A 22749-nucleotide genomic window follows, 5' to 3' on the forward strand; every position below is an offset into this window, starting at 1 on the left:
AACTTGGAGTCCGCATGTCTGTTCGCATCCTCGCGCTCGTCGGCAGCCTTCGCGCCGGTTCGCACAACCGTCAGCTGGCCGAGGCGGCCGTCAAGCTCGCTCCCGAGGGCGCTGAGGTCGTGCTCTTCGAGGGCCTCGCCGACATCCCCTTCTACAACGAGGACATCGACGTCGAGGGAAGCGTCCCCGCCGCCGCCACCAAGCTGCGCGAGGCCGCGCAGGCCGCCGACGGGTTCCTGCTCTTCTCCCCCGAGTACAACGGCACCATCCCGGCCGTACTGAAGAACGCCATCGACTGGCTGTCCCGCCCGTACGGCGCCGGCGCCTTCGGCGGCAAGCCGGTCGCCGTGGTCGGCACCGCCTTCGGCCAGTACGGCGGCGTGTGGGCGCAGGACGAGACCCGCAAGTCGGTGGGCATCGCCGGCGGCAAGGTGCTGGAGGACGTCAAGCTGGCGATCCCCGGCTCGCTGACCCGCTTCGCCGAGACGCACCCGGTCGACGACGCCGAGGTCGCCGCCCAGCTGACCGAGGTCATCGCCCGCGTCCACGGGCACGCGGGCGAGGCGGCTGCCGCCTGATCGGACCGGAGGTCCCCCCGCAGAGGCCGGAGCCCAGAGCTCCGGCCTCTCGTCATACCGGGCCGCGACCTCCTGCCACCCCCTCACGTCAGACCACCGCCGTGACCGCGAGCTCCCGCAGCTCCTCCAGCGCCGCCTTCACCGCCGGGCGTTCCCGGCAGCCCCGGCGTGTGCAGGTGAGCACCTTGCGATGGGGGTCGCCCGCACAGCGCACCCGGGTGATCGGCAGGTGCGGAGGCAGCTGGGCCAACCGTGGGACCAGGGCGACGCCGAGCCGGTGGGCGACCAGGTGCGCGGTGACGTTCCAGTCCCGCGCGAGATGGGCCACGCCGGGGGTGAACCCGGCCGCCGCGCACGCCGACATCACATGCGGGCGACAGGCGCTCTCCGGCATCGGCGCGATCCAGTCCTCGTGCGCCGCCTCCGCGAGGTCGACACTCCCCCACCCTTCGGGCAGGGGGACCCCCATCTCGCTTCGCTCGCGTCCGGCCAGCGGATGGTCGTCGTGGACGACGAGGTCGTACGGGTCGTCCAGCAGCGGCTGCTGGTCGAAGCGCGCGTCGCTCAGCGGCGGGTTGTGCGGGGTGACCTCCACCACGGCCAGGTCGGCCTCCCCCTCGAAGAGCAGGTCGAAGCTCTCCGGCACCCCCGTCTCCTGGATCCGTACGGTCAGCTGCGGATACCGCTCCCGCAGCCGTACGGCCATGGGCGCCAGCAGCACCGACGCGGCCGTGGAAAAGCCGATGACGCGCAGCTGTCCGGTGGGCGCGCTGTACTCGGCGCGCAGGTCGAGTTCGGCCTCCTCCCAGCGGGCCTGGATCGCGTCCGCGTGCGCGAGCAGGCTCTCGGCGGCCGCGGTGAGGCGCACCCCGCGCCCCTGCGGTTCCAGCAGGTCGACGCCGAGATCGCGGGCCAGCTGCCGGATCTGCTGGGAGGCGGCGGAGGGCGTGAAGTGCAGGGCGCGGGCGGCCGCGGTGACCGTGCCGTAGTGGGCGACCGCCCTGAGGACGTGCAGTCGGCGCAGGTCAATCATGAAGCCCACGCTTCAAGGTGAGGTCCAGAAAGTCAACCTGGACTTGTACGAAGGCCGCACCGCACCCTTGGTTGTGTCGCGACGGTCAACCAGCCACGACACACGAGGAGTCGCCATGACCAGCACCACCGGCACCATCTGCCCGCACTGCGGGTGGCCCGACGGCGCCGAGCCCTTCCAGGTGGTCTCCCGGCACAGCACGGCGGCGGGCAGCACGGTGTGGACGCGGTGCGGCTGCGGCTCGTTGCAGGTCCGGGTCGTCGACGCCCGGGGGATGCGGATCGTCTCGCGCGGCCGCCCGGCCGACGCCCGGTCGGACGCGCCGTGCCGTTGAGCGCGGCGGATCAGTCGAGTTCGGCCAGCCGTGGGACCGCGGGGGCCGCGAAGTTCTCGATGAACGCCGCCGGTTCGCCGGTGCGCGGGCCGAGGATCACCGTGTCGATGCCGAGCTTCGAGTAGCCCGCGATGTCCCGGGTGAAGGCGTCGAGGTCGCCCCCGGCGGCCGCCTCGCCCATGTAGAGGACGGTCTTGCGGATCTCGTCGTAGTCGCGTCCCTCGGTGTCGCAGTGGCCGCGCAGCACGTCGAGCTTGTGCCCGACCTCCTCCGGGGACGTGGAGAACAGGTTGCAGGCGTCGCCGTAGCGGGCCACCAGCCGGAGCGTCTTCTTCTCCCCGCCCCCGCCGATCATGATCTCGGGGTGCGGGGCGCTGACCGGGGCGGGCACGCACAGGGTCTCGGCCAGCCGGTAGTGCTCGCCCTCGAACGGGCCGTCGGCCTGCGGGTCCCACATCTGCAGGCAGATCCGCAGGGCCTCCTCCAGTCGCTCGAAGCGCTCGGCGACCGGCGGGAACGGCACGCCGAGCCCCTCGTGCTCCCGGCCGTACCAGGCGGCGCCGATCCCGAGGGTGGCCCGGCCTCCGGACAGCACGTCGAGCGTGGTGGCGATCTTGGCGAGCAGGCCGGGATGGCGGTAGGTCACGCCGGTCACCAGGGCGCCGAGGCGGACCGTGGAGGTGTGGGCGGCGAGGAAGCCGAGGGTCGTGTACGCCTCCAGCATGGGGTCCTCGGCGCGGTCGTTGAACTCCATCTGGAAGTAGTGGTCCATCACCGACAGCCAGCTCACGCCGCCCGCCTCGGCGGCGGCGCCCGCGGCGGCGAGTTCGGCGCCGAGCGCGGGGCCTCCTCCGGGATGGTCGAACCGGTTGATGTGCACGCCGACCCGCATGACCTGTCTCCGTTCACCCGCCCTGATACCGACTCCGACGACGCTAGGACGTCGAGCGCTCTCCAAGTCAAGCCCGGCCGGCGAGTCGGTCGCCGAGTGCGGTACGGCACCCGCCGTACATGGCCTGCGCGCGCCTCGGTGGCACGGTCGGCTCCTGGCCGGCCGCGCCCATGGCCGCGCCCATGGCCGCTTCGGGTGGACCGGCGGGTGCGCGCTGGTCGCGAGGGTCAGCGCCGCGGTGCTCGCGTGGGATCTGTCGCCGCGCGTTCGGCCTCTGCCTGCTCCTGCTTCTTCGAAGCACGCAGGCTGGTCACCGTCGTGACCGCGAGGACCAGCACGATGAAGCCGAGCGAGAAGGGAATGCTGATCTCGGGGACGTGGACGCCGGACTCGTGCAGCGCGTGCAGCACGAGCTTCACGCCGATGAAGCCGAGGATGATCGACAGGCCGTAGCTGAGGTGGACCAGCCTCTTCAGCAGGCCGCCGATGAGGAAGTACAGCTGCCTCAGACCCATCAGGGCGAAGGCGTTGGCGGTGAAGACGATGTACGGGTCCTGCGTCAGCCCGTAGATGGCGGGGATGGAGTCGAGCGCGAACAGGACGTCCGTGGAGCCGATCGCGAGCATCACGACCAGCATCGGGGTCATGATCCGCTTGCCGTTCTCGGTGATGAACAGCTTGGTGCCGTGGTAGCGGTCGGCCACGCCGAAGCGTTCCTCCGCCATCTTCAGCAGCTTGTTCTCCTGGTACTCCTCCTCGTGCTCCTCCTTGCGGGCGTCCTGGACCAGCTTCCAGGCGGTCCAGATCAGGAAGGCGCCGAAGAGGTAGAACACCCAGGAGAACGCGGAGATGATCGCCGCGCCGGCCGCGATGAACCCGGCGCGCAGCACCAGGGCCATGATCACGCCGACCATCAGCACGCGCTGCTGGTACTGCGAGGGCACCGCGAACTTCCCCATGATCAGGACGAAGACGAAGAGGTTGTCGACGCTCAGCGACTTCTCGGTGATGTACCCGGCGAAGAACTCGCCCGTCGGCTTGCCACCGCCGTAGAGGAACAGGCCGAGGCCGAACAGACAGGCAAGGACGATCCAGACGACCGTCCACGTGCCCGCCTCCCGGATGGAGACGTCGTGGGGCTTGCGACCGATGAAGAAGTCCACGGCGACGAGCGCGCACAGGGCGACGACGGTCAGCAGCCAGACGGAGAGGGAGACGTTCACTTGGTGTACTCCTGGTGCAGGTGGGGCCTTGACAGCGTTGTCGCCGATGGTGATGACTTCCACCTACAGCAGGTGAACAGCGGGTCATGTCCTGGCAATCTCCGGGTTACGCCGGGTGCCACCCGCCGTACGGCGGGCAGGTTCCGCCGAACGGCGGCCCTCCGGTCGGGGCCGGTGCGTTGATCATGACGACAGAGCCGCCCGGGCATCAGGTGCCCCCGTGTGAGGAGAAGCCATGACCCACGTCCCGCCCCCGTTCGATCCCGAGCTCGCCGCCGCCCTGGAACTCATCAAGGACGTCATCTCGCCCGGCCTCACGATGGACGAGATAGCCGACATCCGCCAGGGTCCGGGGATCCAGATGCTGGCCCAGCTGGATCTGACCATGGACGGCTTCTTCGAGATCGAGGACAGGGCGGTGCCGGGTCCCGCGGGGGCGCCCGAGATCTCCCTGCTGATCTGCCGGCCGGCCGCCCCACCGGTCGCGGGCCCGCGACCGGTGATCTACCACGTCCACGGCGGCGGTCTGGTCATCGGCAACAACCGCGTCGGCGTCGACGTGCCTCTGGCCTGGGCGAAGGAGCTGGACGCGGTCGTGGTGTCCGTGGAGTACCGGCTCGCGCCCGAGCACCCGTATCCGGCGCAGATCGAGGACGTGTACGCCGGTCTGGAGTGGACGGCCGAGCACGCCGCCGAACTCGACGGCGACCCGCGGCGGATCGTCGTCGCCGGTGCCAGCGCGGGCGGCGGACTGTCCGCGGCGCTGGCGCTGCTGACGCGGGACCGTGGGGGCCCGGAGCCGATCGGCCAGATGCTGATGTGCCCGATGCTGGACGACCGCAATGACACGCCGTCCGTCCACCAGATGGCGGGGCTCGGCGTCTGGGACCGTACGGCCAACGAGACCGGCTGGACGGCGTTGCTCGGCGAGCGCCGCGGGGGGCCCGACGTGCCGGCGTATGCGGCGCCGGCCCGCGCGGAGGATCTGGCCGGGCTGCCCCCGGCTTTCCTGGACGTCGGTTCCGCGGAGACGTTCCGTGACGAGGTCGTCGCCTATGCCTCGCGGCTGTGGCAGGCCGGTGGGGTGGCCGAGTTGCACGTGTGGCCCGGCGGGTTCCACGGCTTCGACGGCTTCGCCCCTCAGGCGGCGCTGTCGCAGGCGTGCCGGGGGGCGCATCTGGCGTGGCTGACGAGGTTGCTGAGCAGCTGAAACGCCGGGGGCGCTGGAGCGGGGGCTGTGGTGCGCCTATTCCTCTGCCGGGTTCTGTGGCTTCGCGGGTGCGGGTCGTAGGTGGCTTGTCGCGCAGTTCCCCGCGCCCCTTGGGGGGTTGGCCTTCCCGGCGCCTTGAAGCGGACGCGGTTCCGCTTGACGCCATGCCGCACCATGGGCCTATGAGAGAGCTGGCCGGACGCTTGACCGCGTTGGATCCGGATGCCGGTGCCGCCGTCCGGGTCATCGCGTACTTCGATCGGCTCGCCGAGTCGCGGGCCGGGCTGGAGGCGCTGGTGCGCGGTGCCGCCGTGCTGGCCGGGGTGCCGGCGCGGTTGGTGGACGCGGATCGGCGGGTGCATGTGCGGGTCGAGGCCGACGGGACGCGGCGGGAGAGCGAGCTGCCCCCGGATGCCGCCTGGCCCTCCGCCGCGCTGACGCCGGGCGGCGCCCCGGCGCTGTGGCTGGAGCGGGCTCAGGAAGCGGAGCCGAGTGTCGTCGACGCGGTGATCCTGGAGCGGGCCGCCGGGGCGATACGGCTCGTTCTCGACCGGACGCGCGGGCGGGCGCCGGCCGATGATCCCGCGCTGGTCGAGACCGTCCTCGACGCCACGGCTCCGGAGGCGGCCCGGCTGCACGCGGCCCGCCGTCTGGGCCTCGACACCGCCGCTCGGGCCCGTGTCCTCGCCCTGCTGGAGGACCGCCCCCGCATCGTCCCTGCGCTCCCGGACGCCGAGCCGCCCGCCGGCCGCGTGGGTGTGGGTCCCGCCGTCCCGGTGCTCGACCTGCCGCGCTCCTGGGCGCAGGCCCGCATCGCGCTCCGGTTCACGGCCGAGGCCACCGCACAGGACCCGGGCCCGGGTGTCGTGCACGCAGACGAACTGGGCGATGTCGCGCTCCTCGCCGACCTGGTCGTACCGGGCGCCGAGCCGCCACCCGACGTGCAGGCCCTGGAGGCGGCCGCGGCGGCCGCGCCCTGGCTGCTCACCACGTTGCACGCCGTCGCCTCGACGGTGAGCCTGCGGGCGGCGGCGGCCGAGATCAACGTCCACCACTCCACACTCCAGGAGCGACTGGTGCATGCCGAGCACCTGTTGGGCTGGCCGCTGCGCACTCCGCAAGGCCGGTTCCGGCTGGGGCTGGCGCTGGCGATGCGGCACCTGGCGCGGCCCTAGGGCAGGCCGCGACCTCAGGGGGTCGCCGCCGTCACCGGAACTCGTGCACGACCTCGATCGTGCCGACGACACGGGCGTTGAACTCGTCGAGTTCCTCGGCGGGCACCCACAGCTCGAGAATCGTCTCGCCGCCCGCCTGCTGGACGGGGTACCGGCGCAGGAACTCCGACTCGACCTCGAACCGGGTCACGAAGCCGGCGCCGTCGTGCTTGACGTTCCAGTCCCGGGCGATCTTCACCGCGTAGTCCTCGTTGAGCACCGGGTAGAAGATCGGCTGTTCGGGCAACCGCGGCGGCCAGGCACGCCAGTCGCGTGCGCGCACCAGGTCCAGCTCCTCGGGGCCGGTGGGTCGCCACAAGGTGGTGGTCGGGCGCGAGCTGATCATGGCAGCCGACGATACCCACACCGCGGGCGCGACGGCACGGAGTTTCACCGAGTCCCCGCGATGCTTGCAGGCGCGCCCTACACGCCTTCGCTGGAAGTTTCACGTATGGCATATCCTGGACGTCATTCACCTCGGGACGGAGGACACCGGCGCCATGACCGCCACGGACCCCGCGCTCACCGCCCTCGCCCAGGGCTGGTGCGCCCTCTCCCTGCTGTACGGCAGGATCGAGGCGCACATCGAGCGCGCTCTGCAGAGCAGGCACGACCTGAGCGTGCGCGAGTACTCCCTGCTCGACGTGCTCGGCCGCCAGCACGACGGCGAAGGCGGGCATCTGCAGATGAAGCAGGTCGCCGACGCCGTCGTCCTCAGCCAGAGCGCCACCACCCGGCTCGTCACCCGCCTCGAGGACCGCGGCCTGCTCTCCCGCTACCTCTGCCCCACCGACCGCCGCGGCATCTACACCGACGTCACCGAAGCAGGCCGCAAGCTCCTGGAAGAGGCACGGCCGACCAACGAGGCCGCGCTGCGCGAAGCCCTCGACGAGGCTGCCAAGAATCCCGAACTGACCCCGCTGGTGCGAGCCGTGGAGACGCTCCGGGTGCCCGCCTGACCTGCGGCCCGTTGACGGACCCTCTGACAGGCACGTACTAATGGCCCGCATGAGCGCGCCCCCTCTCCCCTTGTCCGGCATCACCGTGGTCAGCCTGGAACAGGCCGTGGCCGCCCCGTACGCCACCCGGCAGCTCGCCGACCTCGGGGCGCGCGTGATCAAGGTCGAGCGGCCCGGGGAGGGCGACTTCGCCCGCCGGTACGACACGACGGTGCACGGGCACTCCAGCTATTTCGTGTGGCTCAACCGGTCCAAGGAGTCCCTCACGCTGGACCTCAAGGACCCCCGCGGCCGCGAGATCCTGCACCGACTCCTCGACGGCGCAGACGTGTTCGTGCAGAACCTGGCGCCGGGCGCCGCCGACCGCCTCGGCCTCGGTGTCGAGGCGCTCGGCGAGCGGTGGCCACGGCTGATCCCGTGCACGATCTCCGGCTACGGCACGTCCGGACCGTGGGCCGACCGGAAGTCGTACGACCTGCTGGTGCAGTGCCAGACGGGTCTGGTGTCGCTGACCGGGACGCCCGACGAGACCGCGCGGGTCGGCATCTCCGTCGCCGACATCGCCGCCGGGATGTACGCCTACAGCGGCATCCTCACCGCCCTGTTCACGCGCGCCACCACGGGCACGGCCCACCCTGTGGAGGTGTCCCTGTTCGAGGCGCTGGCGGAGTGGATGGGCCAGCCCGCCTACTACACGCAGTACGGCGGCAGCCAGCCCCGGCGGCTGGGCACCCAGCATCCCACCCTCGCGCCGTACGGCGCCTTCACGGCCGCCGACGGCAGTCAGGTGCTGTTCTCGATCCAGAACGAGCGCGAGTGGGCCGTCCTGTGTGCGGAGTTCCTCGGCCGGCCCGAGCTGACCGACGATCCGCACTTCGCGACGAGTTCCGCCCGCGTGGCCCATCGCGACGAGCTCAACGCCGTCGTCGCCGAGCGCTGTGCCCGCTCCGGCGCCGAGGAGATCCTCAAGGACCTGGAGTCCATCAACATCGCCTGTGCCGGGGTCAACGACGTCGCCGCGTTCCTGGAGCACCCGGTCCTCGCCGCCCGGGACCGCTGGCGCGACGTGGCCGTGCCCGGGGGCGCGACGGTGCAGGCCCTGCTGCCGCCGGCCGACCTCGCGGGACTGCCCGCGCGCATGGAGCCGGTGCCTGCGGTGGGCGAGCACACCGAGGCGATCCTCACCGAACTCGGGCGTAGCGGCGAGGAGATCGAGACCTTGCGCGCGGACGCCGTCATCTGAGGGGCTGTCACCTGAGAGGGCCGTCATCTGAGGGGGCGGAGTGCGTCGGCGGTCCAACGTCACCAGGGCAGCGGCCCGTTGATGTCGAAGTAGCCTCCGGTCGGGCCGTCGGGACCGAGCTGTGCCATGCGCACGATGATCTCGGCGCCCTCCTCGACGGTCTGGGTGCCGGTGCGCCCGTTCAGGTCGGTCGCGGTGAAGCCCGGCTCCACGGCGTTGATCCGCATATCCGGGAACGCCTTCGCGAACTGCACGGTGATCATGTTCACGGTGGCCTTCGAGGCGGGGTACGCGACGCCCGGGTAGGCGTACGCGGGGTGATCCGGATCGCAGACGTGGGTGACCGAGCCGAGGCCGCTGCTGACGTTGACCACGACCGGCGCGGCCGACTTCCGCAGCAGCGGCAGGAAGGCGTGGGTGACGCGGACGACTCCGAAGACGTTCGTCTCGAACAGTGTCCGCATGGCGTCGGCGGTCAGGTCCGCGGCACCGGGCACGGCGTTGTTCTCGTCTCGGTATTCGATGCCCGCGTTGTTGACGAGGACGTCGAGGCCTCCGTCGGCCTCGACGGTCTGCACGGCGGCCTGGACGGAGCTGTCGTCGGTGACGTCGATCCGGACGTGGCGTGCGCCGAGCCGTTCGGCGGCGCGGCGTCCGCGCTCGGCGTCCCGGGCGCCGACGTAGACGGTGTGGCCCGCGGCGACGAGCCGGCGGGCGGACTCGAACCCCAGCCCCTTGTTGGCGCCGGTGATCAGTGTGGTGGTCATGCCGCCACGGTGCTGTACGGCCGGCCGGACAGCCAGGAGACCCTTCTTCCTGGGACTCCCAGTACCAGGCACCGCCGCGAACGGCGGTGTTCACTGGGGGCATGACGGCGACGGAACTGGGACGGGCGCTGCGCCGCTGGCGCGATCGGGTCGCCCCGGAGGCCGCCGGGCTGCCCGTCGGCGGACAGCGGCGTGCGGCCGGACTCCGGCGCGAGGAGCTGGCCCTGCTGGCGGGGATATCGGTCGACTACGTCACCCGCCTCGAACAGGGCAGGGCGACCAGCCCCTCCGGGCAGGTCGTCGAGGCCCTGGCCCGGGCACTGCGGCTGTCGGGGGACGAGCGGGCCTATCTGTTCCAGCTCGCCGGGCTGGCGCCGCCGGGGCCCGACACCGTCCCCGCGCACATCACACCCAGTGTCCAGCGGCTGCTGGACCGGCTGGTGGACACGCCCGTCGGCGTCACCGACGCGGCCCACACCCTGCTCCTGGCCAACCCGATGTACGCGGCGCTGATGGGCGACCCCCACGGTCGGCGCGGCTTCGAGCGCAACGGGGCATGGCGCAACTTCCGCGGTGCGCCGACCCGGGTCCGGCACACGCCCGAGGAACGGCGTGCCTTCGAGATCGGCATGGTCTCCGAGCTGCGCGCGACCGCCGCCAGGTATCCCGCCGACTGTCAACTGCGGCACCTGATCAGCGAGTTGCGCGCGAGCAGCGAGCGTTTCGCGCAGCTGTGGGACGCGGGCGTCGTCGGCCGGCTCGAGGCCTCCCGCAAGACGATCGAACATCCGCAGGTGGGCCTGCTGACACTGGACTGCGACCTGCTCCGCGTCGAGGGCAACGACCTGCGCATCCTCGTGTATTCGGCCGAGCCGGGCACCGAGGCGGCCGAGAAACTGGCGCTGCTCGCCGTCCTCGGCACCCGGTCACTGCTCTGACCGAACGCGGCGCGCCCCGCGTGCGTCACAGTGTCGGGGCGGCCCGGCACCGTCCCTGCTGCCGCGTCCATCACAGTCCGTTCGGGGGAATCCATGCGTACGACCGCCTCACGCACCGTCCAGTTGCTCACCGCGCTCGGCCTGCTCACCGCCGGCTGCGGCCCCGGCGCGGCAGGCTCGGGCGCATCCGAACCGACGCCGGACACCAGGCCTCGCGCCCTCAAGGTGGCCAAGGCGTGGGACGGTTCAGCGGCCGCCGAGATCTGGAGCAAGGGCTACTACCCGATGGGGGACCAGATGCGGCTGCCGGAGGACGCCTTCCACAACGACGCCGACAAGGAGGCGTACCTCACCCAGAACTTCGTGCTGCGCGGTGACCTCCCCGAGACCCCGAAGAAGGACGCGAAGGTGACATGGCGGGACGGTGACTCGCTCACGCTGCCGCTCATGGGGGCACGGGAGGCGTACGAGAAGCTGGACGGCGGCGACTCGTCCGCGCCGCGCCTCACCGTGACCGGTGCGAAGCTGAGCGAGACGACGCTGGCCACCAGCCGCGGCCCGGCCACCGTGCCGGTCTGGCTGTTCACCCTCGAGGGCTATGACACCCCGCTCACGCAGGTCGCCCTCAACCCTTCGAAGCCTCCGAAGCCGCCCATCGGACCGGCCGACCACCTCAGCGACGATCTGTGGGAACTCGACAAGCTGGTCGAGGTGGCCCCGGACGGCCGGTCCGTCACCGTACTGGCGCACCACGGGGCCTGCGACGACGGACCCGCCGTGGACCTGCTGGAGACGGACGGCAGCGTGGTCCTGTCCGGCTACATCGTCGGAACGAGTGACGGTCCCTGCACGCTCCAACTGCTGGCCAAGAAGGTGACGGTCGAACTGGACCGCCCGCTCGGCGACCGGACCCTGCTGGACGCGTTCACGGGCCGTCCCCTGCGCGGCACCGGCTGAGTCACTGCTCCTGTGCGGGACTCGTGCGGGTCACCTCGTCAAGGCCGCCCTGGCCGCCGTGAGGGCCTGTTCCGCGTAACCGCGGCCGAAGAGGACGGCGTGCACCAGGAGCGGGAAGAGCTGGTGCAGGGCGATGCGGTCGGCCCAGCCCTCGGCCAGAGGGGCCGTCCGCTGGTAGCCGTCCAGGATCCGGTCCAGGCGGGGGCAGCCGAAGAGGTGGAGCATGGCCAGGTCGGTCTCGCGGTGGCCGCCGTGCGCGGCCGGATCGATCAGCCAGGCGTGCCCGTCGGCGCCCCACAGGACGTTGCCGTTCCAGAGGTCGCCGTGCAGCCGGGCGGGCGGTTCGGCGGGGCCCGCCAGTTCGGGGAGCCGCTCGCAGACCTGCTCGATCACGGGCGCCTCCGCGCTGCGGACCGTGCCGTCGTCGACCGCGCGGCGCAGATACGGCAGCACCCGGTGCTCGGCGTACCAGCGGGGCCAGTCGGGGCCGGTGACATTGCGCATCGGGGCGAGCCCGATGTACGCGTCCTCGGGGCCGCCGGGCGGTGGGGCGCCGAACGCGGGTGCACCGGCGGCGTGCAGGGCGGCCAGGTCGCTGCCGAGGTGTTCCGCCGCGTCCGCGCTGGGCCGGCCGGTCGCCACGCGGTCGGTGACCAGCCACTGCCCGTCGTGGCCGTGCACGGCCGGGATGCGGACGGCGTGGGCGTCGGCCAGCCAGCGCAGTCCCGCCGCCTCCGCCTGCGCGGCGCGATGGCCGTCGCCGCGCTTGACCATCACCACTCGGCCGCCGTCCAGGGTGACTTCGGCGAGCGCCCCGGAGAGCTGTCGCTCGCCGGTCACCGCAAGCCCGGTGAACCGCGCCGCCGTGGCGCCCGGACCCTCGCAGGAGTTGTGCACGCGATCAGGGTACGGCGGCCTTCGGCCGTACTGAAGTCACCCGGTCAGCTGTCGGCCGGCGAACTCCCGGCGGGTCAACTGTCGGCGGCCGCCTTCTTGATCGCCTCGCGGATCCGGGAGTAGGTGCCGCAGCGGCAGACGTTCTCGATCCGGTCGATGTCGGCGTCCGTCGGGCGGGGCGTCTTCTTCAGGAGGGCGGCCGTGGCCATGATCTGGCCCGGCTGGCAGAAGCCGCACTGGGCGACGTCGCAGTCGAGCCAGGCCTGTTGAACGGGGTGGAGCCGGTCGCCGTCGGCCAGGCCCTCGATGGTGGTGACCTTGCGGCCGGCGCAGTCGGCGACCGGGACGACGCAGGGCTGGATCTCGTCGCCGTCGAGATGGCTGGTGCAGGCGCGGCAGGCGCCCACGCCGCAGCCGTACTTGGGGCCGGTGACGTTCAGCAGGTCGCGCAGCACCCACAGCAGGGGCATGTCGGCGGGTGCCTCGACGGTGACGCGTGTCCCGTTGAGGGTGAAGGAGTAGGACGGCATCGGTACCTTCTCGAAAAGTGGCTCGGAAGCCGAAGGCGGCTCAGAAGTCGAGGGGGAAGCGGCGCGGCTTGGTGCCGGTGGCGCGGGCGTAGGCGTTGGCGACGGCGCCGGCCGCGGCCGGGACGCCGAGTTCGCCGGCTCCGCCGGGGTCGCGCCGGGAGGGCATGATGTGCGCCTCGAAGTGCTGGGGGGCGTGCCGCTGGCGGGCGTAGTGGAAGTCGGCGAAGCTGCTCTCGCGGACGGCGCCCCGGTCGATGTGCAGGCCGGCGCTCAGGATCGTGGAGATCCCGTCGACGGCGGTGCCCATGAGTTGGGCCTCAAGTCCGCGCGGGTTGACGGCCGTTCCGACGTCGGCCGCCATCACGACCTTGGTCACCCGGGGGTTCTTGGGGTCGACGGCGTCGATCTCGACGAGGCAGGCCACGCAGGAGCCGTACTCCTCGTGCAGGGCGACGCCCTGGGCGTGCCCCGGTGGCATGGTCCGGCCCCACTTCCCGGCGGTCGCGACCTTGTCCAGGACGGCCTTGACGGTCTTGCTCCGCAGTGTCGTACGGCGGAAGGCGACCGGGTCCTTCCCGAGGCTGCGGGCGACCTCGTCGACGACGATCTCCTCGGCGGTGCGCACCGTGCCGGAGTCCACCGAGCGCCAGGCGCCGAGCGGGATCGCGAGATCGACCGAGCCCGAGTCGCCGGAGAGGCGGCCGAAGTTGTAGAGGCCGCTGTCGCTGGGAAGCGGGGCCGCCGCGGGGGCGCGTACGGCGGAGCGCACGCCGCCTTGAGTGGACAGACCCTGCTTCTCGAAGGACTCGTTGACCGAGGCCGTCGCATGGGCGAAGGCCACCACTCTGCCCTGGGCATGGCTGGCCCGGATCCGGTGGTGGGTGGCCGGGCGCATTCTGCCGTGCCGGATGTCGTCGGCCCGGCTCCACATCAGCTTCACCGGCCGGCGTGCCTTCTTGGAGATCAGGGCCGCCTCGATCGCGGCGTCGTAGTTCAGGCGGCGCCCGAACGAGCCGCCGCCGCGCAGGACATGGACCCGGACCTTCGACACCGGCAGGCCGGTCGCCGAGGCGATCTCCTCGCGTGCCGACTGCGGCGTCTGGGAGGAGAACCAGATCTCGGCCCGCTGTGCGCGTACGTCCGCCACGGCTGTGAGCACCTCCATCGGCGCGTGGCTGACGAACGCGAACTCGAACTCGGCCCCGGTCTGCGCGGATCCGCGCGGCGGGGTCGGAAGCTTCGGCACCGCGGCCCGCAGCCGGGAGCGGATCTGGGCGTCGGAGAGGTCCGCCAGTGGGCCCGGCGCCCACTCGATCCGCAGGGCGTCCCTGGCCTGGAAGGCGTGGTGGAAGGTGTCCGCGACCACGGCGACACCGCCGTCGATCCGGACGACCGCGTGGACACCGGGCAGGGCGCGGGCGGCCCGGGAGTCGACCGAGGCGACCTTCCCGCCGATGGTCGGCGGCCGGGCCACGACCGTCGGCTTCGCTCCGGCCACCGTGAGGTCTCCGGTGTACTTCGCCTTGCCGGTGATGATGTCGCGGGCGTCGATGCGGGTCGTCGGCCGTCCGATCACCCGATGCTCGGTCGCCGGCTTGGGCCGGGTCGACACGGTCGGCCGGGTGATCCGGGCGGCGCTCCTGGTCAGCGATCCGAAGGTGGCGGTGCGTCCGTCCGGGGCGAAGACTCTGGTGCCCCGGGTGCTCAGGGTCCGCGCGGGGACGTGCCAGCGGCGGGCGGCCGCGGTGACGAGCTTGGCGCGGGCGGTGGCGGCCAGTTGCCGGGCCGGTCCGTACAGCGAACTGACCGAACTGGAGCCGCCGGTGAACTGGTTGCCCTCGCTGCGGGCGTCCGCGAGCGGGATGTCCACGTCGGCGAGCCGGGCGTCCAGCTCCTCGGCGATCATCATGGCGACGGCGGTGGTGACGCCCTGGCCGACCTCGACGCGCGGCAGCCGTACGACGACCCTGTTGGCCGGGGTGACCTCCAGGACGAGCATCTCCGCGTCGGTGCCGGTCACCAGGACGTCGGACGATCCACGGCCGCCGTCCGCGGGTTCCTCGGCGCCTTCCGCGGTCGAGCCGTCGCAGCCGAGCGGGGCCGCGACGGTCAGGGTGGTCGCCGCGAGCGAGTAGACCACGAACTGGCGGCGGGACAACTGGCGGGCCAACAGGCGCTCCTCTCCGCGAACCCGGGCTGGTTCGATCTGTATGAGGGGCCGGTGCGCTCCGGGGTTGCGCCGGTTGGCCGCTGCATCGATCACCGCGTCGGTTACCGCATCGATCTACGGCGCGAGTTGCCAGAGGTCGGTGCCCCACTCCAGGTGCCGTATGAGCTCGTCGTCGCCCGGCCGGTTCGCACTCGCGCCTCGGGGGCCGGGGCCCGAGGGGGTGTGGGTGCCGCGGGAGATGTTGCCGCTGACGGTGATGTTGTGTTCCACGCGGGGGCGGCGGAGCGTCTCGTAGAGCCGGAGCGCGGCGTCGGTGTCCGGCGCGTCGCGCAGGGACTTGGCGAGGACGACGGCGTCCTCCAGGGCCATCGAGGCGCCCTGCCCGGTGGCGGGGGACGCGGCGTGGGCGGCGTCGCCGATGAGCAGGGTCCGGGCGGAGCGCCAAGGTGTCCCGGTGGGGAGTTCGGTGGCGTTGGTGACCATGAGGTGGTCGGGGGTGGCCGCGACGAGGTCCGCGGCGGGGGTGGAGTCCTTGCGGAGCAGCGGCAGCAGCAGGTCGCGCCACTGGGCGGGGGTGCCGTGCGCGACGGCGTCAGCGGCCAAGGGGGCGTCGGAGACGCGTGCGAACCAGTACGTCTCCCCCTCCGGCGACACCGCGTACCCGAAGGCGACGGTGCTGCCGCGCACCATGGTGATGGTCTCGCCGTCGCCGGATGCGGGAGCGGATGCGGGTGCGGCGCCGGTGTAGCCGTAGAAGACGTACTGGCCGGCATAACCCGGGCGCGCCTCGGGGGCGGTGAGCCGGCGGACGGTGGAGTTCAGGCCGTCGGCCCCGATGACCAGGTCGCCGGTCGCCGTGCTGCCGTCGGCGAAGTGGGCGGTGACGCCGTGCGGGCCGTCCTCGACCGACGCGAGGCGGGTGCCGTGCCGGAGGACGATGCCCCGGCGCTCGACCTCGGCCTGCAGGGCGGCGTTGAGGTCGCCGCGGCGCAGGCACCGGTATCCGAGGTGCGGGGTGGCTGCCTCGCCGAGCGGCACGTGGGCCACCTCGGCTCCCGTGTCGTCGAGGACCCGCATCGAGGTCAGCGGGAAGCCGATCGCGGTGACCGCCGCCGAGGCGTCGACCTGGGCCAGGGCACGCATGCCGTTGCTCGCGAGGGTGAGGAACGCGCCGATGTCCTCGGCGGAGTCGGGGTGCGCCTCGTGCACCGTGACGTCGAATCCGGCCTTGTGCAGGGCAAGAGCCGCTCCGGCACCGGCGATCCCGCCCCCGATGACGATCAACCGCGTCACATCGCCCCCTGGTATGCATGCCGCCCCCGTGAGCAGCAGCCGTCCTTCGTGGAACGTCCCGGGCCCGGTGCGGGTTCCCGAGCGAGCCGCCGATCGTTGTACAGCCCGGACCGATGACCTCCGGAACGGTGCAACCATTCCGCCGACCCGAATGTCTTGCCTAATATCAGACACAACACCCTTCTAGGGGACGCAATGGGACGAAACAGAACCGCATGGGCGACGACAGTCGCGCTCATGGCCGCCACGCTGGGTGTGGCGGCGGTCCCGGCCGACGCCACGACGGCCACCACCACCCAGACCACGGCCTGCCCCACCGGCTGGGGCAGTCAGGCCAAGACCCGCTCCGCCGCCACGTCGGAGTCGGTGACGAACATCAGGACCGGCCGGCACGCCTGCTTCGACCGCATGGTCGTCGATGTCCCCGGCGCGGGCACCCGCGGCCTCGGCTATTCCGTCAGGTACGTCAGCCGCCTCTACCAGGACGGTTCGGGCAACCACATTCCCGTCGGCGGCGGAGCCGTCATCGAGGTGCGGGTGGCCGCCCCCGCCTATGACCCCGACACCGGGCAGCCCACGTATCCCGTGCGCGCGGGTCAGCGTCTGAAGGGCGTGGACCTCACGGGCTACCGCACCTTCAGGGACGCACGGTTCGCCGGCAGCTTCGAAGGGGACACGCAGATCGGGCTCGGCGTCCGGGCACGGCTGCCGTTCCGGGTCTGGGTGGCGACCGACCGGATCGTGGTCGACGTGGCGCACAACTGGACGGGGGCGCGCTGAGGGCTGCATCTGGACCGGGCTGCGGGCGATCAGGGCTTCTGGGTGATCGAGGCGTCCCGCCCCTGGTACCCCCGCAGCTTCCGGTAGAGGGTCGCCCGGGCGATCCCCAACGCCGCCGCGGCGCGCGCCTTGTTGCCGCCGTGGCGGCGCAGCGCCTCCAGGATCGCGGCCCGCTCGGCGAGCTCCATCGGGCTGAGGTTGCGTCCCGCGGGCCCCTCCCGGACGGGATCGGGCAGTTCGCCGCGCCGCACCGGCCCGCAGACCCGCCGCTGACTCGCCAACGCCCGTACGAGGTGGGCGAGTTCGGTGACGTTCCCGGGCCAGGGGTGCTGCTCCAGCGCCCGCAGCGCCTCCAGCGTCCAGGTCAGCGGCGGGCTACCGGGCGCCGGGCCGGGTACGAGTGCGGGGAGCAACTCCCTGATGTCCTCGGGGCGTTCGCGCAGGGCGGGCAGGGTCACCGAGCGGGCCGCGAGGGTGTCGAGGAGGCGCTGCAGACAGGGGCCCGGCGAGGGGCCGGGAGTGTAGGTGGCGACCAGGTGGACGTCGGGGCGTTCGTCGAGGAGGGAGTTGAGGGCGGCGACGTCCGGCTGGGCCAGCCGTTCGGCGTGCCGCAGGAGCAGCGGGCGGTCGCCGACCCTGCCCCAGCCTTCGGCCGGGAGGACCCCCGTCTCGCTGCGCCCGTCGTGCTTGAAGCCGAGTTCGGGTGATTCGGCGGCGTCCAGGACCAACGGGGCCATGCCGTCGAGGAGTTCGAGAGCGAGCGTGGTCTTGCCCGTTCCCCGCTCACCCACGACGAGCAGGGGTCCCTTGGTCCGGGCCAAGGCCGTCGCCTGCGCGACCGCGTGCCGCCACGGCACCGAACTCCCCACCGGCGCGCTCCCCCGACGCGGCAGCGGCGGCGCCGGCTCCACGGCGCGTGGTGCGAGCACGGCGACCAGGCCGAGGGCGTGGCCCTCATGCCGTACCGGAGTGATCTCGGCGGTGCAGCCGGCGTCCTCGGGAAGCGAGATCTCGTACGACTCACCGGCCGCCCTTCCGCCTCCCTTCCCGCTTCCCTTCCCGCCTTCCCTCCCCCACGCCCGCGCGCCCCGCTCCAACGCCTCCAGCGCCTGCGGCGAGGCAAGGCGTGCCGCCGCCTCGCTCACCAGGCGGTTGCGGCCGTCCAGTGCGACGACCGCCCGCTCGCGCCCCCGCGCGGCCCGCTCATACGCGTCCAGCAGTGCCCGTTCCGGGGTACGCGCGCGTGCCCGCAGTTCCGCCTCCACCACCGTGGCGGCCGCCTCGGCGAGGGCGGCGCCGGGGTGCGGGCGGCAGCCGGCGCACAGGCCGGAGGCGACCGTGACAGTGCCGAGCGCCTGTCCCGTCTCCGGGGAGAGCAGCGGCACGCTGACCGCGCAGACGTCCTGCCACACGTCGAGGAAGTGCTCGGGACCGTGCACGTCCGCCCGGCGCCGGGTGCGCAGGGCGAGCGCGGCGCTGTTGTGACCGACCTCCCGCTCGGACAGGTCGCGGCACGCGTCGTCGCCGGGCGCGCTGCCGGCCGACCACAGCACCCTCAGCCGTTCGTCGGTGAGCACGAGGGCCGACCGTCCGGCGTCGAGGGCCTGCGCGATACGCGTGAGCACGGGACGCGCCGCTTCCAGCAGGGGCGAGTCGACGGGGTGCGCCGGCTCCCCCGCCGGGCCGTCGAGATCGGGCCGTACGCCGAAGAACCGGGCGCGCCGCCACGCCGCGACGACATCCTCAGGTACACCGTCCGGGAGCGGGCGCCCCGTCAGGAACCGTTCGCGCGCATGGCGGAGAGGGGCGAGGGCAGGAGGATGTTCGGCGGTGGTCATGGCACCGCTCACCGTATCCGGGGCGTCACGCACGCGGCGACGGTGGGTTGTCTCGTATTGAGACACCCATGACCGGCCACCCCGCTCCATGATCTTGAAAGGTCGGAGTCCGTAGGCGTCTCCCGTCCTCATCTCCTGTCTCATCTCCTGGAGCGTTCTGTCGTGCACACCGTTGTCGAGACCGACGTACTGATCGTGGGCAGCGGCCCGGCGGGCGCGTCGGCCGCGCTCGCGCTGAGCACCTACGGCGTGCGCAACATGGTCGTCACCCGGTACGCGAGCCTCGCCGACACGCCCCGCGCGCACATCACCAACCAGCGGACCATGGAGGTGCTGCGCGATCTGGGCGTCGAGGACGAGGTGATCGCCAAGGCGACGCCCCAGCACCTGATGGGCGACACGACCTTCTGCACCAGCCTGGCCGGCGAGGAGCTGGGCCGGGTGCGCTCCTGGGGCAACGACCCGCTCGTGCAGGCCGCGCACGAACTGGCCGGCCCGACCCGCATGTGCGACATGCCGCAGCACCTGATGGAGCCGGTGCTGGTGAACGCGGCGATCGCCCGTGGCACCGACTTCCGCTTCAGCACGGTCTACAAGTCCTTCGTCCAGGACGAGGGCGGGGTGACGGTCACCGTCGAGGACCGGCTGCGCGGCGACGAGTACACCGTCCGCGCCCAGTACCTGATCGGCGCCGACGGCGGTCGGTCGAAGGTCGCCGAGGACGCCGGCCTGCCGATGGGCGGTCAGATGGGGGTCGCGGGCAGCATCAACATCGTCTTCGACGCGGATCTGAGCGAGTACACCGCGCACCGCCCCTCCACGCTCTACTGGGTGCTCGCGCCCGGCGCCACGGTCGGCGGCATCGGCGCGGGACTGGTGCGCTGTGTGCGGCCCTGGAACGAGTGGCTGATCGTGTGGGGCTACGACGTGAGCGCGGGCGCCCCCGACCTCACCGAGGAGTACGCGCTGTCCGTCGTACGCCAGTTGGTCGGCGACGAGGAGATACCGGTGACCATCAAGTCGTCCTCGGCGTGGACGGTCAACGAGATGTACGCGGAGACGTACGCCAACGGCCGGGTGTTCTGCGCGGGCGATGCCGTGCACCGCCACCCGCCGTCCAACGGGCTCGGCTCCAACACCTCCATCCAGGACTCCTACAACCTGGCCTGGAAGCTGAAGCTCGTCCTCGACGGCGTCGCCTCGCGCAGGCTCCTCGACACCTACACCGTGGAGCGGGCACCGGTCGGCAAGCAGATCGTGACGCGCGCCAACAAGTCCATCGCCGAGACCGCCCCGATCTTCGAGGCGCTCGACGGGCTCTCGCCGCAGACGCCCGAGCGGCTGTGGGCCAACATCGCCGCCCGCAAGGACGCCACCGAGGCGGCCGCCAAGCAGCGGGCCGCGCTGCGCGAGGCGATCGCCTTCAAGGTGTACGAGTTCAACGCGCACGGCGTCGACCTCAACCAGCGCTACGCCTCCGCCGCGGTCGTCCCCGACGGCACGCCCGACCCCGGCTTCACCCGCGACCCCGAGCTGCACCACCAGCCCACCTCCCGCCCCGGCGCCAGGCTCCCGCACGCCTGGATCACCTCCGGGACCCGGACCCTGTCCACCCTCGACACCGTCGGCAAGGGCCGCTTCACGCTGCTCACCGGCATCGGCGGCGAGACGTGGCTGCGGGCCGCCGAGGCCCAGCCCCTCGACATCGCCACGGTCGTCATCGGACCGGGCCAGGAGTACGAGGACCCGTACGGCGACTGGGCCGACCTGAGCGAGATCTCCGACGCGGGCGCCCTCCTCGTACGCCCCGACGGATATGTGGCGTTCCGGCACGCCGACGCGGCTGAGGACGCCGAACGCTTGCTCACGGAAGCGCTGCGGCGGATTCTCGGGCACGGTTGAGATGAGCGCCCAGGAAGGAGCCGGTATGGGCGGCGACGACACGACGGTCACGGACGAGGTGGTCGCCAGTCTGCGGGGCACGGACGATCCGCGGCTGCGGGAGCTGCTGACGGGGCTGGTCCGGCATCTGCACGCCTTCGCGCGCGAGACACGGCTGACGCAGGAGGAGTGGGAGCGGGCGATCGGCTTCCTGACGGCGACCGGGCAGGCCTGCACGGACACCCGGCAGGAGTTCATCCTGCTGTCGGACGTGCTCGGGCTGTCGATGCTCGTGGAGACGATCAACGAGCGACAGGGCCCGGGCGCCACCGAGTCGACCGTGCTGGGCCCGTTCCACATGACCGCCTCGCCGGTGCGCGAGCTCGGCGCGACCATCGACCTGGTGGGCGGCGGCGAGCCGTGCGTGGTGAGCGGGCGGGTGCTGTCCCGGGAGGGCGGCCCGCTGCCCGGCGCGGTCGTCGACGTGTGGCAGGCCGACGGGAACGGCTTCTACGACGTGCAGCAGCCGGATGTGCAGCCTCCGGGCAACGGGCGAGGCCTGTTCACCGCGGACGACGAGGGACGGTTCTGGTTCCGTACCTGCGTGCCGAGCCCGTACCCGATCCCTACGGACGGACCGGTCGGCGGGCTGCTGCGGGCCACCGGACGGCATCCTTACCGGCCCGCGCACATCCACTTCATCGCCTCGGCCGCCGGGCACACTCCGGTGACCACGCACATCTTCGTGGCGGGGAGCGACTACCTGGACTCGGACGCGGTGTTCGCCGTCAAGCCGGGCCTGGTCACGGACTTCGCCCCGGTCGACGACCCGTCGGCGGCACGGGAGTTCGGCGTGGCGAACCCGTTCCCGCACGCCCGCTTCGACCTCGTACTGGAGCGCGTGTGAAGGACGTCCTCGACTTCTCCTACGAGGCCCGGCCCGTGCGGGTCGTCTTCCGGCCCGGTGCGGCGGTGTCCGCGACGCCGGACGAGGTCGGGCGGCTCGGGCTGCGGCGGGTGCTCGTGGTGTGCGGGACGCGGGGCGCGGACACCGCGCGGGCGGTCGCGGACGCGCTCGGCCCGGTCTGCGTCGGGGTGCACGACCGGGCCCGGATGCACGTGCCCGTCGAGGTCGCCGACGTGGCCGTCCAGGCGGCTCGCGCGGCGGGCGCCGACGGGTGCGTGGCGGTCGGCGGCGGCTCGTCGATCGGGCTCGGCAAGGCGATCGCGCTGCGCACCGGGCTGCCGCTCATCGCGGTGCCCTCCACGTACTCCGGCTCGGAGATGACCCCGGTCTGGGGCCTGACCGAGCACGGCGTCAAGCGCACCGGCCGCGACCCCAGGGTGCTGCCCCGCAGCGTCGTCTACGACCCCGAGCTCACCCTCTCCCTGCCCGTACCGCTCTCCGTGACCAGCGGCGTCAACGCGATCGCGCACGCCGTCGAGGCCCTGTACGCCCCCGACACCTCGCCCCTGATCGCCCTGATGGCCGAGGAAGGCGTACGGGCGATGGCGCGGGCGATTCCGGAGCTGGCCGGGGAGCCGACGTCCCCGGGGGCCCGCGGTCGCGCCCTGTACGGGGCCTGGCTGTGCGGGTCCTGCCTGGGCGCCACCACCATGGGCCTGCACCACAAGCTCTGCCACGTCCTGGGCGGCACCTTCGGGTTGCCGCACGCCGAGACGCACACGGTGGTGCTGCCGTACGCCCTGGCCCACAACGCGCCCGCCGCCCCGGACGCGGTCGCGGCGGTGGCCCGCGCCCTGGACGCGTCCGATGCGCCGACCGCCCTGCGGGAACTGGCCGGACGTCTCGGCGCGCCCCGCTCCCTCGCCGAACTGGGCCTCGGCGAAGCGGACTTGGCGACCGCCGCCGCACAGACCGCGGGCGAGGCGTACGCCAACCCGCGTCCCATCACGGCCGACGGTGTGCTCGCCCTGCTGCGGGCGGCGTACGAGGGCGCACCACCGCCGACCGCGGCCGCCCACTGACCGTCCCCCCTCCCCATTACCTT

General features: G+C 72.5%; 22 protein-coding genes. 12 read left to right on the top strand and 10 right to left on the bottom strand.

The window, feature by feature from the left end:
• The first annotated feature begins 14 nt into the window (after positions 1 to 14).
• Entirely contained in the window at positions 15 to 578 is a 564-nt protein-coding gene (locus QQM39_RS02615; protein ID WP_301994956.1) for an NADPH-dependent FMN reductase, read from the top strand.
• Positions 579 to 666: 88 nt separating this feature from the next.
• Here QQM39_RS02615 and QQM39_RS02620 read toward each other — a convergent pair whose 3' ends face one another.
• Positions 667 to 1611 (bottom strand): LysR family transcriptional regulator, encoded by a 945-nt coding sequence (locus tag QQM39_RS02620; protein ID WP_302003453.1) that lies wholly within the window; start codon positions 1609 to 1611, stop codon positions 667 to 669.
• Between the two features lie 115 nt (positions 1612 to 1726).
• Here QQM39_RS02620 and QQM39_RS02625 point away from each other — a divergent pair, with 115 nt between their 5' ends.
• Positions 1727 to 1945: a hypothetical protein gene (locus QQM39_RS02625; RefSeq protein ID WP_301994957.1), complete on the top strand. Its 219-nt coding sequence runs from the start codon at positions 1727 to 1729 to the stop codon at positions 1943 to 1945.
• Positions 1946 to 1955: 10 nt separating this feature from the next.
• Here QQM39_RS02625 and QQM39_RS02630 read toward each other — a convergent pair whose 3' ends face one another.
• Entirely contained in the window at positions 1956 to 2837 is an 882-nt protein-coding gene (locus QQM39_RS02630) for an LLM class F420-dependent oxidoreductase (protein ID WP_301994959.1), read from the bottom strand.
• A gap of 227 nt (positions 2838 to 3064) precedes the next feature.
• A complete protein-coding gene (locus tag QQM39_RS02635) occupies positions 3065 to 4060 on the bottom strand; it encodes a TerC family protein (protein ID WP_301994961.1) in 996 nt (331 codons plus the stop codon).
• Between the two features lie 235 nt (positions 4061 to 4295).
• Here QQM39_RS02635 and QQM39_RS02640 point away from each other — a divergent pair, with 235 nt between their 5' ends.
• Positions 4296 to 5270, top strand: coding sequence for an alpha/beta hydrolase (locus QQM39_RS02640; RefSeq protein ID WP_301994963.1), 975 nt, complete (start codon positions 4296 to 4298; stop codon positions 5268 to 5270).
• Between the two features lie 182 nt (positions 5271 to 5452).
• A complete protein-coding gene (locus QQM39_RS02645) occupies positions 5453 to 6445 on the top strand; it encodes a helix-turn-helix domain-containing protein (RefSeq protein WP_301994964.1) in 993 nt (330 codons plus the stop codon).
• Between the two features lie 31 nt (positions 6446 to 6476).
• On the opposite strand, the gene QQM39_RS02650 is transcribed toward QQM39_RS02645, so the two are convergent.
• Positions 6477 to 6830 (bottom strand): hypothetical protein, encoded by a 354-nt coding sequence (locus tag QQM39_RS02650; protein WP_301994965.1) that lies wholly within the window; start codon positions 6828 to 6830, stop codon positions 6477 to 6479.
• A 154-nt stretch (positions 6831 to 6984) separates the two neighbouring features.
• Between QQM39_RS02650 and QQM39_RS02655 the strand changes: the two genes are divergently transcribed.
• Together QQM39_RS02655 and QQM39_RS02660 are read left to right on the top strand one after the other, a co-directional pair.
• Positions 6985 to 7443: a MarR family winged helix-turn-helix transcriptional regulator gene (locus tag QQM39_RS02655; protein WP_301994966.1), complete on the top strand. Its 459-nt coding sequence runs from the start codon at positions 6985 to 6987 to the stop codon at positions 7441 to 7443.
• A 49-nt stretch (positions 7444 to 7492) separates the two neighbouring features.
• On the top strand, positions 7493 to 8686 hold the full coding sequence (locus tag QQM39_RS02660) for a CaiB/BaiF CoA-transferase family protein (protein ID WP_301994967.1): 1194 nt from the start codon (positions 7493 to 7495) through the stop codon (positions 8684 to 8686).
• Positions 8687 to 8745: 59 nt separating this feature from the next.
• Here the strand turns inward: QQM39_RS02660 and QQM39_RS02665 are convergent, their stop codons facing one another.
• The gene (locus QQM39_RS02665; RefSeq protein WP_301994968.1) at positions 8746 to 9453 is read right to left on the bottom strand and encodes an SDR family NAD(P)-dependent oxidoreductase; all 708 of its coding nucleotides are present in this window, start codon (positions 9451 to 9453) and stop codon (positions 8746 to 8748) included.
• Between the two features lie 101 nt (positions 9454 to 9554).
• Here QQM39_RS02665 and QQM39_RS02670 point away from each other — a divergent pair, with 101 nt between their 5' ends.
• On the top strand, positions 9555 to 10391 hold the full coding sequence (locus tag QQM39_RS02670; RefSeq protein WP_301994969.1) for a helix-turn-helix transcriptional regulator: 837 nt from the start codon (positions 9555 to 9557) through the stop codon (positions 10389 to 10391).
• Between the two features lie 93 nt (positions 10392 to 10484).
• A complete protein-coding gene (locus tag QQM39_RS02675) occupies positions 10485 to 11348 on the top strand; it encodes a hypothetical protein (RefSeq protein ID WP_301994970.1) in 864 nt (287 codons plus the stop codon).
• Positions 11349 to 11378: 30 nt separating this feature from the next.
• Here QQM39_RS02675 and QQM39_RS02680 read toward each other — a convergent pair whose 3' ends face one another.
• The 4 genes from QQM39_RS02680 to QQM39_RS02695 form a co-directional block, all read right to left on the bottom strand.
• A complete protein-coding gene (locus QQM39_RS02680; RefSeq protein WP_301994971.1) occupies positions 11379 to 12245 on the bottom strand; it encodes a fructosamine kinase family protein in 867 nt (288 codons plus the stop codon).
• 74 nt (positions 12246 to 12319) lie between these two features.
• On the bottom strand, positions 12320 to 12775 hold the full coding sequence (locus QQM39_RS02685; protein WP_301994972.1) for a (2Fe-2S)-binding protein: 456 nt from the start codon (positions 12773 to 12775) through the stop codon (positions 12320 to 12322).
• Positions 12776 to 12815: 40 nt separating this feature from the next.
• On the bottom strand, positions 12816 to 14915 hold the full coding sequence (locus QQM39_RS02690; protein WP_302003454.1) for a xanthine dehydrogenase family protein molybdopterin-binding subunit: 2100 nt from the start codon (positions 14913 to 14915) through the stop codon (positions 12816 to 12818).
• Positions 14916 to 15059: 144 nt separating this feature from the next.
• On the bottom strand, positions 15060 to 16238 hold the full coding sequence (locus QQM39_RS02695) for an NAD(P)/FAD-dependent oxidoreductase (protein WP_301994973.1): 1179 nt from the start codon (positions 16236 to 16238) through the stop codon (positions 15060 to 15062).
• A gap of 237 nt (positions 16239 to 16475) precedes the next feature.
• On the opposite strand from QQM39_RS02695, the gene QQM39_RS02700 reads away from it, so the two are divergent.
• Entirely contained in the window at positions 16476 to 17018 is a 543-nt protein-coding gene (locus tag QQM39_RS02700; protein WP_301994974.1) for a hypothetical protein, read from the top strand.
• 29 nt (positions 17019 to 17047) lie between these two features.
• Here QQM39_RS02700 and QQM39_RS02705 read toward each other — a convergent pair whose 3' ends face one another.
• Entirely contained in the window at positions 17048 to 18856 is a 1809-nt protein-coding gene (locus QQM39_RS02705; RefSeq protein WP_301994975.1) for a helix-turn-helix domain-containing protein, read from the bottom strand.
• Positions 18857 to 19018: 162 nt separating this feature from the next.
• Here QQM39_RS02705 and QQM39_RS02710 point away from each other — a divergent pair, with 162 nt between their 5' ends.
• The 3 genes from QQM39_RS02710 to QQM39_RS02720 are packed head-to-tail and all read left to right on the top strand — an operon-like array spanning position 19019 to position 22726.
• Positions 19019 to 20758 carry an FAD-dependent monooxygenase gene (locus QQM39_RS02710; RefSeq protein ID WP_301994976.1) on the top strand — a complete coding sequence of 580 codons (1740 nt, stop codon included), beginning with the start codon at positions 19019 to 19021 and terminating at the stop codon, positions 20756 to 20758.
• Between the two features lie 25 nt (positions 20759 to 20783).
• Complete coding sequence (locus QQM39_RS02715) at positions 20784 to 21644, top strand: intradiol ring-cleavage dioxygenase (RefSeq protein ID WP_301994978.1); 861 nt, start codon at positions 20784 to 20786, stop codon at positions 21642 to 21644.
• Positions 21641 to 22726 carry a maleylacetate reductase gene (locus QQM39_RS02720; protein WP_301994979.1) on the top strand — a complete coding sequence of 362 codons (1086 nt, stop codon included), beginning with the start codon at positions 21641 to 21643 and terminating at the stop codon, positions 22724 to 22726. Before QQM39_RS02715 ends, QQM39_RS02720 begins: the two co-directional genes overlap by 4 nt.
• Positions 22727 to 22749: the final 23 nt, after the last annotated feature.

The sequence above is a fragment of the Streptomyces sp. DT2A-34 genome, assembly GCF_030499515.1.
Lineage (GTDB): Bacteria > Actinomycetota > Actinomycetes > Streptomycetales > Streptomycetaceae > Streptomyces.